Raw genomic sequence first — 14,896 nt, forward strand, 5'->3', positions numbered from 1 at the left:
CGCCTGGGTTCATTTGAACCTGACACCCGACGGGGCAGAAGCAATAGAGGAAATCAATGGCTGACCTTCGCAACTATCAGACGCATGTCGCAAACGCGGGTACCCGCGCCGACAGCGTCATCGACGAGGGCCTGCGCGCCTACATGCTCAAGGTTTACAACCTTATGGCGCTTGGGCTCGCAATCACCGGTGTGGCCGCTCTCGCCACCATGATGATGGCGACCACCAACGATCCGGCGACCGCCGTCGCCACACTTGCCAACGGCAAGATGCTGACCAACCTCGGTGTGGCCCTTTATGGTTCACCGCTGAAGTGGGTCGTCATGCTCGCTCCGCTCGGCATGGTGTTCTTCCTGAGCGCCCGTATCCAGTCGATGAGTGTTTCCGGCGCGCAGACTGCGTTCTGGGTCTTCGCCGCCCTCATGGGCCTGTCGCTGTCGTCGATCTTCCTGGTCTTCACGGCGCAGAGCATCACGCAGACCTTCTTCGTGACCGCCGCCGCCTTCGGTGCGCTGTCGCTGTTCGGCTACACCACCAAGCGTGACCTGACCGGTATGGGCACCTTCCTGGTGATGGGCGTGTTCGGCCTGATCATCGCCATGGTCGTCAACATCTTCCTGGGCTCGCCGGCCCTGCAGTTCGCCATTTCGGCTATCGGCGTGCTGATATTCTCCGGCCTCACCGCCTACGACACGCAGAAGATCAAGGAAATGTATTTCGAGGGTGACGACGTGCTCGTTGCCGGCCGCAAGGCCATCATGGGCGCGCTGACGCTCTATCTCGACTTCATCAACCTGTTCACCTTCCTGCTGCAGTTCCTCGGCAACCGCGAGTAATCGCGACCGCTGCTGGACCAGCAACAAGACGAGGGCGGCCCAAAAGGCCGCCCTTTTCTTTTATGGAACACTCTGCTCAAATTCGGGCACGTCAATTAGAGTGCATAAATTATGAGCAGCATCAATATCAGGCCGGCAGAGGCTTCGGACCTCGATTCGATTACGGAGATCTACGCGGACGCGGTCGATCATGGCACGGCGAGCTACGAACTGGAGCCGCCATCACGGGTAGAAATGGGCGAGCGATTCGCCAGCTTGCGGGCAGAGGGGTACCCCTATGTCGTCGCCGAAGAGGGTGGCCGAATCATCGGCTATGCCTATGCCGGAGCCTTCCGCGCCCGTCCGGCCTACCGCTTCATCGTCGAGAATTCCATCTATGTCGCGCCGCAAGCCAAGGGCAAGGGCGTCGGCCGGGCGCTGCTTGAACGGCTGATCGCTGAAGCGACCGCGCTAGGCTTCCGGCAGATGATCGCGGTGATCGGCGACGGCTCACCGCAGAGCCCGTCGGTCAGGCTGCATGAGAAGCTGGGCTTCATCCATTCAGGCAAGCTGGAAGGGTCGGGCTACAAGCATGGCCGCTGGCTCGACACGGTGTTCATGCAGTTTCCGATGAATGGCGGTGCCGAGCTGCAACCCGATCCGGACTCGCTGCCGGAGCGGAAGTTCCGCGGAAAAGTATAGCGAAATCAGGCTTCTACGAGTTTCAGCGTCTTGTCGAAGACGCCGAGCACGCGGGCGAGCTCATGCCCGCGCTTGAGGATCAGGCCGCCGGCTGCGACGACGCTGAAGGCACCCTGCTTGCGGGCGAGCTTGGGGTTCTTGACGATCTGGAACAGCGGCGTCTCGCTGGCGCGCCGGAATACGGAGAACACGGCGCGGTCTGGAAGGCGGTCTATGGCATAGTCGCGCCATTCGTTTGCGGCGACCATCCGGCCATAAAGACGAAGAATCTGCTCGAGCTCACGCCTCTCGAAGGAAACCGGTAGCTCCTGCCGCTCGCGCCTGGCCTCGTGAAGGGGAATCAATATTGCTGATTCCTGCCCATCCTCCGCTCCACCTCCGCGATCGGTCATGCAGCTTAACCTTCCGTGACAGTTTGGCGACAAGAGAGTCGCGCTTTCGCCCGTGAAAAGCAAGCCCCGCCGCTCGAATACGCCCTAGGGTAGAATCAAGCCGGGTTCCTGTAACAAATCCGTACACTCTGTTTTTATAGGTGATACGCTGCCACAATTCTGACACCTTTTGCACAAGCTGCCGCCTCAATGTCAGTCGACTTTGCGGGTGTTGCCTGAGACGGTTCGGTCCGGCACCGGCCTGTAAACCCCAAGCCCCCCGCCCACGGGTCAGAGTCGGATCGAACCAACCTCAGCTTCCTCAAGGAGGCTGAGTGCGACGATCCCAAATAAATTGGAACCGGTGTCAGCTCAGTTTGGCCCCGGTTTTTTGTTGGCCGAATGCCGGCGGCCGCCGCATTCGGCTTGCAAAGAAGTATCGCGCAGGCTGCTTCAGATGGCGCCCGGCACGGCTAGTCAGATGCGGTTGCCGTCCGGCTTGCGGTAGATGGCGGCGCCCAGGACGGGGCCGGGCATGCCATCCTTGCCGACTGCCTGGAGCAGCACGGCGAAGCCGCCCTTGGTGGCGATCTTGGTTGCCGGCAGTTCATACCGTGCGGCCTTGCCGTGCCACATTCCGGCGCTCTGGATATCGGACACCGCGTTGACATATGTGACTGTGCGGCCCTTGTTTTCGCCCCGGGGCACGGCAATTGCCTGAGGCGCATCGAAATAGACCAGAACGACATGGGCCTTGGCAGAGCTCTGGTTCGCCGCCGATCCCGTTTCGATGACCAGGCTTTCGCCGGTAAGCTTGACGCTCACGTCGACGCTGAGGCCTTGCTCGGCTTTGTTCAGCTCGTCGAACGCATCCAGTATGTCGTCGCGCTTGGCGCCGTTGACGTGGATGCGGCCGTTGATCACTGCCTGGGGGGTGTAGACGGAGCGCGTCCCGAAGGAGCGCATATAGGCGTATTGGCGGTCTGTGCTGTCGGGGCTGCTGAGGGTGTCGCGCCAGCCGAGATAATCCCAATAGTCGACATGATAGGCGAGCGCCACGTAGTCACCGCCGGTAGCGAATTTTTCGAACAAAGCGTCGGCCGGGGGGCAGGAACTGCAGCCCTGGCTGGTGAACAGCTCGATCACGCCGGCAGGCCGCGTGCCGTCGGCTGCCGCCGCCGCCGTAAGGGCCGGCATCGCCAGCGCTACCACCGCCAGCCGAGAGAAAAAACGCAATTCCATGGTCGTTCCACAATCCCCACCGGCCTTTGGCCGAGTTTTTCATTGCCGAAACAATAGGCAGTGCGGCAATCAACGGGAAGTCACGTTGCGGTGACATAGTGACCTGGACGTGCCTTATAGTGTTGTAACGAGTGGTAAAGGTGCCAAGGCTAACGTTAGGGATATTGAAGCGCCAGCCAAAGAACTTTCGAGAATGCCCAACACCCTTTTCGATCATGTTGATCTCTACTGCGAAAGATTGGGCCCGGAACTCTGGGCGGAGCCGGCCAACGCCCTGACAAATCTGGCCTTTGTTCTCGCAGGCCTGTGGGGCGTGCGGGAAGTGCGCAGGCGCGGCACCGGCACGTTCGCCGAAGTGCTGGCGTGGTGGGCGGTGGCAATCGGCATCGGCTCGGCCCTTTTTCATACCTTCGCCAACAAGCTGACGATCTGGGCCGACGTGCTGCCGATTGCCGGCTTCACCCTTGCCTACACGCTCTTGAACCTGCGCCGCTTCCTCGGCTTCGGCTGGCCGAAGGCGATCGCGATCTTCGTGGGCTTCTATGCGGTGGTCGGATTTCTCACCTTCATGGTGCCCGACTGGCTGCGGCTGGCCTCGAACGGCTCGACGGGCTATCTGCCGCCGTTCCTGGCCCTGATCTTCTTCGGCATTCTGGTGACGGCGCATGGCAACCGCGCCGGCTGGTACAATCTGGCGGCTGCGGCGATCTTCGTCGCCTCGGTCACGTTCCGCGCCATCGATCCGGTGGTGTGCGATGCGTTTCCGCTGGGCACCCACTTCCTGTGGCACATTCTGAACGGGCTGATGCTGGGCGTGCTGTTGATGGCCGTCGCAAAGTATGGTGGTTTGCGCCGGACATCGCCACAATAGCTCCATCTTGCCGATCAGGAATTTCAGCGATGACAGCATCAGGCACAAGCATGCGCCCCGACGCGCGGGCGCGACGGCTCAAGGCCGGCCATTTCAGCGAGCTGGTGGTGATCGACCGCGACGGCGGGCAGCCTCGCGTCGTCTACGACAGCGGTGAACTGATCGAGGCGCCGAACTGGACGCCGGACGGCAAATGGCTGGTCTACAATGCCGACGGGCGCCTGTTCCGCATCTCGCTCGACGGCAGCGACGGGCCGCACCGCATCAACAGCGCGCCGGTCGAAAACCTCAACAACGATCACGTGATCGCGCCCGACGGGCAGAGCATCTTCGTCACGGCTTATGACGGCCATCTCTACGTCCTGCCGTTTGCGGGCGGCGTGCCGACAAGGGTCTCCCAGGAGACGGAGCGTGGCCTGCGCCACTATCTGCATGGCATCTCGCCCGATGGCGCGACGCTCGCCTATGTCGGCATGTACCGCACGCCCGAGGGCGTGGCGACGACCTGGATCTGCACGATGGCGGCTGCGGGCGGCGGCGATGTCTTTCTCACCGACGGGGCCTGTCCGGTGGATGGGCCGGAATTTTCGGCGGACGGGAAATGGATCTATTTCAACTCGGAGGCGGCAGCGGAGAGGCCCGGCCACGCGCAGATCTTCCGTATGCGCCATGATGGCAGCGCGCTGGAGCAGCTGACGCATGATGCGCGGGTGAACTGGTTTCCGCATCCATCGCCGGATGGCTCGCTGGTGGCCTATCTGAGCTATCCGGAAGGCACGACGGGACACCCCGCCGACCGCGCCGTGATCCTGCGCATGATGGACCCGGAGGGGAACAACGGCCGCGACCTCGATGCCTTCGATGGCGGGCAGGGAACGATCAACGTCAATTCCTGGTCGCCCGATTCGCGCTGCCTCGCTTATGTGCGGTATCCGAGGTACGGCTGAAGCGTTTCATATCTTGGCGGAAACAGCCCGGCGCAGACTCTCCCCTACCGCATATGGAATTCGACCCCCACTCCGTCTCGGCTTCGCCGAGCCACCTCTCCCCCGATCGACGGGGGAGAGGAAACGCCGTCGGCAATGCTCTCCCCTTTTGAGGGGGAGAGGTGGCGCGCGTAGCGCGACGGAGTGGGGGTCTGCTGCACCAAATGCGAGTGCCCTGCTCACAACAGGCACCGCGACCCATGAAAAAAGGCCCGCGACGTGATCGCGGGCCTTCTTCATTTCGATGGTTGCGTCGAGCCTGCCGTCAGGCAGCCAGATCGCGCAGGACGTATTGCAGGATGCCGCCGTTCTTGAAGTAATCAAGCTCGTCCAGCGTATCGATGCGGCAGAGGATCGGCACGTTCTTGACCGTTCCGTCGCCGTAAGTGACCTTGGCGATCATCTTCTGGCGCGGCTTGATGTCTTCAAGACCATCGATGGTCACCGTTTCGTCGCCCTTGAGGCCGAGCGAGGCCCATGAGGTGCCTTCCTCGAAGACGAAGGGGATGACGCCCATGCCGACCAGGTTCGAGCGGTGGATGCGCTCGAAGGACTGGGCGATCACAGCGCGAACGCCGAGCAGGTTGGTGCCCTTGGCTGCCCAGTCGCGCGAGGAGCCGTTGCCGTATTCGATGCCGGCGAAGATCACCAGCGGCACACCTTCCTGACGGTATTCCATCGCCGCGTCGTAGATCGGCAGCTCTTCCTTGGACGGGTAGTGGATGGTGTAGCCGCCTTCGCGTCCGTTTTCGCCGAGCATGTGGTTGCGGATGCGGATGTTGGCGAAGGTGCCGCGCATCATCACCTCATGGTTGCCGCGGCGCGTGCCGTACTGGTTGAAGTCGGCAACGCCGACGCCATGGTCGGTGAGGTACTTGCCGGCGGGCGAGGCCGCCTTGATCGAACCGGCCGGCGAGATGTGGTCGGTGGTGATCTTGTCGCCGAACAGGCCGAGCACGCGGGCGCCCTCGATCTTGCCGATGGCTTTCGGGCGAGCACCCATGCCGACGAAGTAAGGCGGGTTCTGCACATAGGTCGAGCCGTCATCCCAGGTGTAGGTCTGGCCGCTCGGTGCCTGCACCTTCTGCCAGTTCTCGTCGCCCTTGAAGACGTCGGCATATTTGCGGGCGAACAGCTCGCGGGTGACGTTCTTCTCGATGAACTCCTGGATCTCGGCCGAGCTCGGCCAGATATCCCTGAGGAACACCGGGTTGCCGTCGCGGTCCTCGCCGATCGGCTCGGTGGTGAGGTCCTTGGTGACGGTGCCGGCCAGCGCATGGGCAACGACCAGCGGCGGCGAGGCGAGGTAGTTCGCCTGCACGTCCGGCGAGACACGGCCTTCGAAGTTGCGGTTGCCGGACAGAACGGCAGCGCCGATCAGGCCCTTGTCGTTGATGGTCTTGGAGATCGGCGCCGGCAGCGGGCCGGAATTGCCGATGCAGGTGGTGCAGCCGAAGCCGACAAGGTTGAAGCCGATCTGGTCGAGTTCCTTCTGCAGGCCCGACTTTTCGAGATATTCGGCAACCACCTGCGAACCGGGGGCGAGTGAGGTCTTGACCCACGGCTTCTGCTTGAGACCGAGGCGGTTGGCGTTGCGGGCCAGAAGGCCGGCGCCGATCAGCACGCTCGGGTTGGAGGTGTTTGTGCAGGACGTGATCGCCGCGATGACGACATCGCCATGGCCGAGATCATAGTCGGTGCCTTCGACGGCGTAGCGCTTGTTCTGGTCGACGGTCTTCTTGTACTCGGTCTCCAGCGACTTGGCGAAGCCGGCGGCGATGCCTTCGAGCGGGATGCGGCCTTCGGGACGCTTCGGGCCGGCCATGGACGGGACGACCTCGCCGAGGTCGAGCTCGAGCAGGTCGGTGAAGACCGGATCGGCCGAGCCGTTGTCGCGCCACATGCCCTGCGCCTTGGAATATTCCTCGACCAGCGCGATACGGTTTTCGGTGCGACCGGACGTGTTGAGGTAGCGGATCGTCTCGGCGTCGACCGGGAAGAAGCCGCAGGTCGCGCCATATTCCGGCGCCATGTTGCCGATGGTGGCGCGGTCGGCCAGCGTCATGTTGGACAGGCCGGGGCCGAAGAACTCGACGAACTTGCCCACCACGCCCTTCTTGCGCAGCATCTGGGTGACGGTGAGCACGAGGTCGGTGGCGGTGACGCCTTCCTTGAGCTTGCCGGTGAGGCGGAAGCCGATGACTTCCGGCAGGAGCATGGAAACCGGCTGGCCGAGCATGGCAGCCTCGGCCTCGATGCCGCCGACGCCCCAGCCGAGAACGCCGAGGCCGTTGATCATCGTCGTGTGCGAATCAGTGCCGACGCAGGTGTCGGGATAGGCGGTCGTTTCGCCGTCCTCGGCGTTGGTCCAGACGACCTGGCCGAGATATTCGAGATTGACCTGATGGCAGATGCCGGTGCCGGGCGGAACGACGCGGAAGTTGCGGAACGCCTGCTGGCCCCACTTCAGGAACTTGTAGCGCTCCTGGTTGCGCTCATATTCGAGCTCGACATTGCGGGCGAAGGCGAGCGGGGTGCCGAATTCGTCGACGATGACGGAGTGGTCGATGACCAGATCGACCGGAACCAGCGGATTGATCTTCTGCGGGTCGCCGCCGAGATTGGCCATGGCATCGCGCATCGCTGCGAGGTCGACGACGGCGGGAACGCCGGTGAAATCCTGCATCAGCACGCGGGCCGGGCGGTAGGCGATCTCGACGCCGGCGGTGCCCTTGTCGACCAGCCAGCCGGCGACGGCCTGGATCGATTCCTTGGTGACGGAGCGGCCGTCCTCATTGCGCAGCAGGTTTTCCAGCAGCACTTTCATCGAATAGGGCAGCTGGGAAATGCCGGTCAGGCCGTTCTTCTCGGCCTCGGGCAGGCTGTAATATACATATTCGGCACCGCCTGCGGTCAGGGTGCGGCGGCAATTGAAACTGTCTAGTGATTTGGACACGTGCGATCCATCCTTGTCTGTTCAGCCTGAAAGGGAACGGACTCCGATGGGCATGCAATCACGCGCAAAGGTGCGGGTACGGCCATTTCCGCTGTCCGGTCCCAAGCAACCCGAGCCGTTCAAGGCGGCGCGTGCGCTGGTTCGGCGCAAATTCATTTTACCGCACCGACCGCTGGTGTGGTTGGGTGGCATATAGAGAATTTTCTGGAATAGTTCTAGACCGGTTTTGGGCAAATTTGCTGCGACGCACATTGGCCGCTAGGAATATTCCGACGACGGGGGAGCAATGCGGCTGATTGCCGAAAATCTGAGCGGGCAACGCGGCGGCGAAACCGTCTTTTCGGGCGTGGCTTTTGCGCTCAGCGAGGGCGAAGGCCTGGTCGTGACCGGTCCGAACGGCGCCGGCAAGTCGACGCTGCTGCGCGTTGTCGCAGGCCTGTTGCCAATTGCGGAAGGCGCGGTCCGGCTCGACGGTGGCGGCGAGGTATTCCCGTCGGTCGGCTCGGCCTGCCATTATCTCGGCCATGAGAATGCGATGAAGACGGCGCTGACGGTGACGGAAAATCTGGTCTTCTGGCAGGATTTTTTCGGGCGGGCGCATCTGTCGCCTATGGAAGCGCTCGAGATGGTGGGGTTGGAAACCATCGGCCACCTGCCCTTCGGCTATCTGTCGACCGGCCAGCGCCGGCGTGTGGCGATCGCCAAGCTGCTGGTCAGCCACCGCCCGGTCTGGCTGCTGGATGAGCCGACGGCGGGGCTGGACAAGGCCTCGGAAGTGCAGTTTTCGGAATTGATGAGAGTTCATCTGGAAGACGGCGGGGTGATCGTGGCCGCGACTCACCTGCCGCTCGGGCTTGAGGGGGTGCAGGCGTTGAGGATGGGGGACGCCACCTGATGCTGGCCCTCTACCTCCGCGATGTCAGGCTGGGCGTCCGCGCCGGCGGCGGGGCGCTGACGGGGGTGCTGTTCTTTCTGGCCGTCATCGCGACGATCCCCTTCGGCGTCGGGCCGGATCTTAATTTGCTGGCCCGCATCGGCCCGGCGATCCTGTGGATCGGGGCGCTGCTGGCCTCGCTGCTCGGTCTCGACCGGCTGTTCCAGGCCGACCGCGAGGATGGTTCGCTCGATCTGCTGATTCTTGCCAACGACCGGCACCTGCTGGCCTTCACCGTCTTCGTCAAATGCCTGGCGCACTGGACAGCGAGCGTGCTGCCGCTGGTGATCGCCGCCCCGCTGCTCGGCCTGTTTATGAACATGGAGCCGCTTGGCATAGGCGCGGCTGCCCTGACGCTGCTCGTCGGAACGCCGGCCATCACCTTCATTGGTGCTGCGGGTGCCGCCGTTGCCGTGGCGCTGCCGCGCGGCGGGCTGCTTGTTTCGGTGCTGGTGCTGCCGCTGGTCATTCCCGTGCTGATCTTCGGCGTTTCGGCGAGCTACGGCGCGGTCGCCGAGCCGGACCCGTTTCTGCCGCCGTTCCTCATCCTCTGCGCGCTGACGCTGTTTCTGGCCGTCATCGGCCCGGTCGCGGCGGCGCTGGCGCTGCGCTGGGGTGCTGATTGAACGCCATCACGATCCGGTCATCGCGCATTCGTCGCACTTTAGGTCGATTGCGGCAGAGCGGCAGCGCGGCTATGTAACGGCGATGAGCCAGCAGCGCCCATATGTTTTCGCGATATTGCCCGTGTGCCCGGCTGCCCTCCGGCATCGGAGGCGGTCATGAGTGTGCATGACATGTATGTTTCGGCGGCCTATGGCATTTCCGCGCTGGTGATTGCCGGGCTCGTGTTCTGGATCATTGCCGACCAGCGCGCGCGTCAGCGCGAGATGGCCGAGCTCGAGGCGAGCGGCGCCAGGCGGCGCTCCGACCGCGCTGGTAAAGCGAAATGACGCTGCAAGCCGAACCGCAAAAGCCGCGCCGCAAGCTGCTGGCGCTTCTGCCGCTGGTGATTTTCCTGCTGCTTGCCGGCATCTTCCTCATGCAGCTTCTGTCGGGGCGCGACGTTGCGGTGGTGCCTTCGGCCCTGATCGGCGAGACGGCGCCCGAAACGAAACTGCCCCCGCTGGAAGGCGTTTCGCTGCCGGGTCTCGAATCGAGCGCGTTTGCCGGCAAGGTCACGCTGGTGAATGTCTTTGCCTCCTGGTGCGCGCCGTGCCGTGAGGAGCATCCGGTGCTGATGGCGCTGTCGCAGGACAAGCGCTTTTCGATCGCCGGGCTGAACTACAAGGATAAATCGGAGAACGCCCGGCGCTTTCTCGGCGATCTCGGCAATCCCTACAGCGCCATCGGCACCGATGACGCCGGCCGCACGGCTATCGACTGGGGTGTCTATGGCGTTCCCGAAACCTTCGTCATCGGCAAGGACGGCAAGATCGCCTTCAAACATACCGGTCCGATCACGGTGCAGTCGGCGCAGACGGTGTTGTTGCCGGAAATCGAGAAGGCGCTGGCAGCGCCGGCGCGGTAGGTTTCCCCTCTCCGTCACGCTTCGCGTGCCACCTCTCCCCGCAAGCGGGCGAGGAACCCAAGTCCTGAAACGGCGCGGCCTCGCAGAATCGAGGTTCCTCGCCCCATGTAATGGGGAGAGGTGGCACGCGAAGCCGAGACGGAGAGGGGTCTTGGCGAGGGTGAAGTTGACGAACTCACCACAACCATAGCGTTTGACATAAGCCATTGATGTCTTAACCTCCCTCGCAACAGGGCCGGCCAACGGCTCGCAACAAGGGGGGAGTCAAAAATGCAGGACAGTTCCGCGCTCGCAATCTTTCTGCCGCTGGCGCTTGGCGTCATCATGCTTGGCCTTGGGCTGTCGCTGACGGTCGCCGATTTCCGCAATGTTCTGAAGCATCCCAAGGCGGTGCTGGTGGCGCTGCTGTGCCAGATCGTGATCCTGCCGATTGCCTGTCTCGGCCTGATCTATGCGTTCGGCCTGTCGCCGGCGCTGGCCGTCGGCATGATGCTCTTGGCGGCAAGCCCGGGCGGCACTTCGGCCAATCTCTACAGCCATCTGGCCGGCGGCGACGTTGCGCTCAACATCACGCTGACGGCGATCAATTCAGCGCTGGCGCTGTTCACCCTGCCGCTCATCGTCAATTTTTCGCTGATCCAGTTTTTTGGCGAGGGCAAGGTCATTCCGCTGCAATTCTCGAAGGTCATGCAGGTGTTCGTCATCGTGCTCGGGCCGGTGCTGATCGGCATGTGGCTGCGCCGCAGATTTCCGGACCTTGCCGCCCGGCTGGAGAAGCCGGTGAAAATCCTGTCGGCGGTGTTCCTGTTCGCGGTCGTTCTGGTCGCGCTTATCCAGGAATGGGACACGCTGGTGACCTGGGCGCCGGTGGTCGGGCTGGCGACGCTCGCCTTCAACCTGATCAGCCTCGCCGTCGGCTATTTCGGGCCGCGCCTGGCGGGCATCGACAGGCGTCAGGCAACCGCGATCGGCATGGAGATCGGCATTCACAACGGCACGCTGGCGATTGCCATCGCGCTTAGTCCAGTGCTGCTCAACAATGCGACCATGGCCATTCCGGCCGCCATCTACGGCTTGATCGCCTTCATAACCGCTGCCATCTTCGGTGCCTGGCTGAAGCGCAAGCATGCAGTGCCGGTGACGACCGCCGGCTGAAAGGCGGACATGAAGGAAGCGGCGATCCGGGAGCATTTCGTCCACCAGGCCGCCGCCTGCGATGCGCTCGGCTCGCCCTTCACGGCAAGGCTCTGCCGCGCGCTGGCGGCGAGCCTCGATCGCGGCACCAAGACCGGCGCGCGCGTGCTCGACTGGCCCGGCCATACGCGAGAAGACGCGCTGGCGTTGCGGCTATGCGGCGGGCTGCATGCGCTGGTGCTGTCGGGGGCGGATGGCCGGCTCGCTGCAATCTATCCGCCCAACGATGTCGACGAGGCGGCAATTGCGGCTGCGCTGCCGGAAGCGATTTTTCGCAATGACGACCGGCTGCTGGCAGCACTGGCAAGTGCACCGCAGACCAATGAGATCGCGCGCTCCGGCCTGCTTTTGCCGGGGTTCCTGACGATCGCAAGCGAAACCGGCCTGCCGCTGGCGCTCCATGAGATCGGGTCTAGTGCTGCGCTCAATCTCCTGTTCGACCGGTTCCACTATCGCTATGGCGATGTCGAGTGGGGCGATCCAGCCTCGCCGGTGCGGCTCGCGCCGGACATGCGCGGAAAGCCGGTGCCGCTTGATGGGGCGCTGAAGGTCGTGTCGCGCAATGGCAGCGACATCGCGCCCGTCGATATCGGCATCGATGCCGACCGGCTGCGCCTGCGCTCCTATATCTGGGCCGACCAGACGGCACGGCTGGAGCGGATCGACGCGGCGATTTCGGTTGCCGGAACAACGCCGTTTTCGCTGGAAAAGGCCGATGCGGCCGATTTCGTGAAAGCCAGACTGGCAGCAAGGCGGTCGGAAGAAACCTTCGTGCTGTTTCACTCGATCATGTGGCAATACATGCCCGATGCGACGAAGGCGGCGATCGTCGCGGAGCTTGCCGCAGCGGGCAACGCCGCCACACCTCATGCACCAATCGCGTGGCTGCGCATGGAGCCTGTGAGTACGGCCGACAAATATGCGACGCTGAGCCTGACGTTATGGCCGGGCGGCGAGACGAGGCATCTTGCGCACTGCGATTATCATGGCCGCTGGATCGCGTGGAACTGAAAAACCCCGCCGGCCATATGGCGCAACGGGGTTTTTCAGGTTGCCTTGACGGTCGGCGTGAGACGGTTCAGCCGTAGACTTCCTGATAGGCGTGATGAAGCATTTCGCTGCGGTTGGCGCTGATGTCGGCGAGGTCGCGCGGCGTCAGGCTCTGGATTTCGGCGACGAGGCTGTTGTAGCGGCGGCGCTTGGCGATTCTGGACTTCGCATTATTGATGAATGAGGTGATCATGGAGTGGTCCCCTTTCGGACTGCCGCGTTCAGCGGCGTTAGGTTGTTCCTCCCTGATGGACTATAGATTGGCACGAATATGTTGCATTGCAACATTCAGTGTTGCATCGCACCAATGCAATGGTTGCATGCCTGGTTAACAGGTGCTTGCCGGTTGAAAGCCTTGCGAGCGCAGATTTTACTTTTCACCGTTGCGGCGAATGAAAGCCTGGAATTCTGCGAGGGTGGTGCGCATTGTAGCGCGCGTTTCCGGCCGCTGCAGCATGGCGTCGAACTCTTCCGGCTTCCTGCCGAGCAGGGCGACTTCCAGCTCGGCGCCGTCGAACAGATCGAAGGACATGGTCTTCATGATTTCGCGCAAAGCCGCCCGCGCAAACAGCGAGCGCGGCGAGGCGTGGGCGAGCATGGCCGGCTTGCCGACAGCGGCCTCGCCGGAAACCAGCCAGTCGAGCGCGTTCTTCAGGCCGCCGGGAACGCCATGGGCATATTCCGGGCAGGCAACGATGATGCCGTCGGCGCCGGCGACCGCCTCGATCAGGCGCCTTGCCTCGGGCGGCGTGCTGTCGCCTTCCTCGTCCGGGTTGAAGATCGGCAGTGCGCCGATGCCGTCATAAATCGATAGAAGGCATTCCGGCGGTGCGTTGTCGCGCAGGGCCAGCAGCAGCGCGCTGTTGCCGGAGCCGGCGCGCAGGCTGCCGGAGATGCCGAGAATGTGCATCAGGCCGGCCGACCGCTCACCACATCGACTTCTTATAGCTCTCGTCGAGCCACTTGTCGGTGGCATCGGCGCTGTCGGCGAGCGCAAGCTGGTCGCGCAGGATCTGGCCGAGCGTCGGCAGGGTGGCGCGGTCGTGCCAGCTTTCGGGCTTCCACAGTTCGGAGCGCATGAAGGCCTTGGCGCAGTGCATGTAGACCGCCTTGATCGAGACGACCATGACGCTGATCGGCGGCCTGCCATCGACGGCCAGCCGCTCGCGCAGCGTGTTGTCGGCGGTGATCCTGGCCGTGCCATTGATGCGCAGCGTCTCGTTCATGTTGGGAATGAGAAACAGCAGGCCGACGGCGGGATTGCGGACGACATTTTCCAGCGTGTCGAGCCGGTTGTTGCCGGGGCGGTCGGGGATGGCGATGGTGGTGTCGTCGAGGATTTCGACGAAGCCGGGCTTGTCGCCCTTCGGCGTCACATCGGCATTGCCCTCGCCGTCAGACGAGCCGATCAGCACGAAGGGGCTCTTGCCGAGAAAACCCTTGGAATGGCCGTCGAGCGCGCGCAATTCCTTGCGCACCGCGCCGTCGCCGGGCGCCTTGTAGAGTTTTCTCAAATCCTCGCTGGTTTCGATGAACTCCATGACGCCCTTGCCCCCTTTGAAAAGATCTATTTCCTGATTCGTTCGTCCAGCGAATGGCGCATGATCAGCGGCATTTGGCTGAAAGTGAAGATAAGCGTGATCGGCATGATGCCCCAGACCTTGAAGGCGACCCATGTGTCAGTGGAGAAATTCCGCCAGACCACCTCGTTGACCACGGCCAGGAACAGGAAGAACAGGCCCCAGCGCAAGGTCAGCTTCCGCCAGCCCTCGGCGTCGAGCCTGAAGGCCGAATCGAAGACGTAGCCCAGCAGCGATTTGCCGAAGAAAAGCCCGCCCAGAAGCGTCACGCCGAACAGCGTGTTGATGATGGTCGGCTTCATCTTGATGAAGATGTCGTCCTGGAGCCAGAGCGTCAGCCCGCCGAAGATGAAAACGACGACGCCCGACACCAGCGGCATGATCGGCAATGTGCGCATCAGCAGCCATGAGGCGATCAGCGCGATCGCCGTGGCGATCATGAACAGGCCGGTTGCGACAAAAATCGGCCCGCCGAAATCGCCCAGCACCGGAAACCTTTCGACCAGCCACTCGCCGCGCGCATTGGCGAAGAAGAAGACCATCAGCGGCCCAAGCTCCAGCGCCAGCTTGAGCAGCGGGTTGACTTCTTTTTTCCGGGGGTCGGCGGGGTCGCGTTCGAAGACAGGTTCGTTCATGGGTTCTTTCTTACGCATGATCTTGTCCA

17 protein-coding genes are annotated in these 14,896 nt (G+C 63.0%); 10 read left to right on the plus strand and 7 right to left on the minus strand.

Translation table 11 applies throughout. The features are described 5' to 3' along the window. Positions 1 to 56: 56 nt before the first annotated feature. Positions 57 to 836, plus strand: coding sequence for a Bax inhibitor-1/YccA family protein (locus tag DZG07_RS03365; RefSeq protein ID WP_091915930.1), 780 nt, complete (start codon positions 57 to 59; stop codon positions 834 to 836). Between the two features lie 111 nt (positions 837 to 947). Then, positions 948 to 1,517, plus strand: coding sequence for a GNAT family N-acetyltransferase (locus DZG07_RS03370; RefSeq protein WP_119814258.1), 570 nt, complete (start codon positions 948 to 950; stop codon positions 1,515 to 1,517). Positions 1,518 to 1,522: 5 nt separating this feature from the next. Here the strand turns inward: DZG07_RS03370 and DZG07_RS03375 are convergent, their stop codons facing one another. Together DZG07_RS03375 and DZG07_RS03380 are read right to left on the minus strand one after the other, a co-directional pair. Next, positions 1,523 to 1,909: a DUF2794 domain-containing protein gene (locus DZG07_RS03375; RefSeq protein WP_119814261.1), complete on the minus strand. Its 387-nt coding sequence runs from the start codon at positions 1,907 to 1,909 to the stop codon at positions 1,523 to 1,525. Between the two features lie 456 nt (positions 1,910 to 2,365). Then, a complete protein-coding gene (locus tag DZG07_RS03380) occupies positions 2,366 to 3,130 on the minus strand; it encodes a DUF1223 domain-containing protein (protein WP_091915936.1) in 765 nt (254 codons plus the stop codon). Positions 3,131 to 3,323: 193 nt separating this feature from the next. Between DZG07_RS03380 and DZG07_RS03385 the strand changes: the two genes are divergently transcribed. Both DZG07_RS03385 and DZG07_RS03390 read left to right on the plus strand, forming a co-directional pair. Next, the gene (locus DZG07_RS03385) at positions 3,324 to 4,001 is read left to right on the plus strand and encodes a ceramidase domain-containing protein (RefSeq protein WP_119814264.1); all 678 of its coding nucleotides are present in this window, start codon (positions 3,324 to 3,326) and stop codon (positions 3,999 to 4,001) included. 29 nt (positions 4,002 to 4,030) lie between these two features. Continuing rightward, entirely contained in the window at positions 4,031 to 4,948 is a 918-nt protein-coding gene (locus DZG07_RS03390) for a biopolymer transporter Tol (protein ID WP_245429574.1), read from the plus strand. Between the two features lie 304 nt (positions 4,949 to 5,252). On the opposite strand, the gene acnA is transcribed toward DZG07_RS03390, so the two are convergent. Then, entirely contained in the window at positions 5,253 to 7,943 is a 2,691-nt protein-coding gene (gene acnA / locus DZG07_RS03395; RefSeq protein ID WP_091908643.1) for an aconitate hydratase AcnA, read from the minus strand. 286 nt (positions 7,944 to 8,229) lie between these two features. On the opposite strand from acnA, the gene ccmA reads away from it, so the two are divergent. From ccmA to DZG07_RS03425, 6 genes are all read left to right on the plus strand, one after another. Next, the gene (gene ccmA / locus DZG07_RS03400) at positions 8,230 to 8,838 is read left to right on the plus strand and encodes a heme ABC exporter ATP-binding protein CcmA (RefSeq protein ID WP_119814270.1); all 609 of its coding nucleotides are present in this window, start codon (positions 8,230 to 8,232) and stop codon (positions 8,836 to 8,838) included. Further along, the gene (gene ccmB / locus DZG07_RS03405; RefSeq protein ID WP_091908649.1) at positions 8,838 to 9,503 is read left to right on the plus strand and encodes a heme exporter protein CcmB; all 666 of its coding nucleotides are present in this window, start codon (positions 8,838 to 8,840) and stop codon (positions 9,501 to 9,503) included. The genes ccmA and ccmB overlap by 1 nt, the downstream gene beginning before the upstream one ends. A gap of 156 nt (positions 9,504 to 9,659) precedes the next feature. Then, positions 9,660 to 9,830 (plus strand): heme exporter protein CcmD, encoded by a 171-nt coding sequence (gene ccmD / locus DZG07_RS03410; RefSeq protein WP_091908652.1) that lies wholly within the window; start codon positions 9,660 to 9,662, stop codon positions 9,828 to 9,830. Next, entirely contained in the window at positions 9,827 to 10,408 is a 582-nt protein-coding gene (locus DZG07_RS03415) for a DsbE family thiol:disulfide interchange protein (RefSeq protein WP_197716834.1), read from the plus strand. Before ccmD ends, DZG07_RS03415 begins: the two co-directional genes overlap by 4 nt. Positions 10,409 to 10,678: 270 nt before the next feature. Further along, complete coding sequence (locus tag DZG07_RS03420; protein ID WP_119814274.1) at positions 10,679 to 11,563, plus strand: bile acid:sodium symporter family protein; 885 nt, start codon at positions 10,679 to 10,681, stop codon at positions 11,561 to 11,563. A 9-nt stretch (positions 11,564 to 11,572) separates the two neighbouring features. Continuing rightward, complete coding sequence (locus DZG07_RS03425; RefSeq protein WP_119814277.1) at positions 11,573 to 12,613, plus strand: DUF2332 family protein; 1,041 nt, start codon at positions 11,573 to 11,575, stop codon at positions 12,611 to 12,613. Positions 12,614 to 12,680: 67 nt separating this feature from the next. Here the strand turns inward: DZG07_RS03425 and DZG07_RS03430 are convergent, their stop codons facing one another. The 4 genes from DZG07_RS03430 to DZG07_RS03445 form a co-directional block, all read right to left on the minus strand. Further along, positions 12,681 to 12,845, minus strand: a complete 165-nt coding sequence (locus tag DZG07_RS03430) for a DUF1127 domain-containing protein (RefSeq protein ID WP_091908661.1) — start codon at positions 12,843 to 12,845, stop codon at positions 12,681 to 12,683. 177 nt (positions 12,846 to 13,022) lie between these two features. Beyond that, on the minus strand, positions 13,023 to 13,562 hold the full coding sequence (locus DZG07_RS03435) for an NADPH-dependent FMN reductase (protein WP_348626408.1): 540 nt from the start codon (positions 13,560 to 13,562) through the stop codon (positions 13,023 to 13,025). Between the two features lie 16 nt (positions 13,563 to 13,578). After that, positions 13,579 to 14,193, minus strand: coding sequence for a pyridoxamine 5'-phosphate oxidase family protein (locus DZG07_RS03440; protein WP_091908667.1), 615 nt, complete (start codon positions 14,191 to 14,193; stop codon positions 13,579 to 13,581). 26 nt (positions 14,194 to 14,219) lie between these two features. Next, positions 14,220 to 14,867 carry a septation protein A gene (locus DZG07_RS03445; RefSeq protein ID WP_119821355.1) on the minus strand — a complete coding sequence of 216 codons (648 nt, stop codon included), beginning with the start codon at positions 14,865 to 14,867 and terminating at the stop codon, positions 14,220 to 14,222. Positions 14,868 to 14,896 lie beyond the last annotated feature (29 nt).

This window comes from Mesorhizobium sp. DCY119 (assembly GCF_003590645.1).
GTDB lineage: Bacteria > Pseudomonadota > Alphaproteobacteria > Rhizobiales > Rhizobiaceae > Mesorhizobium_M.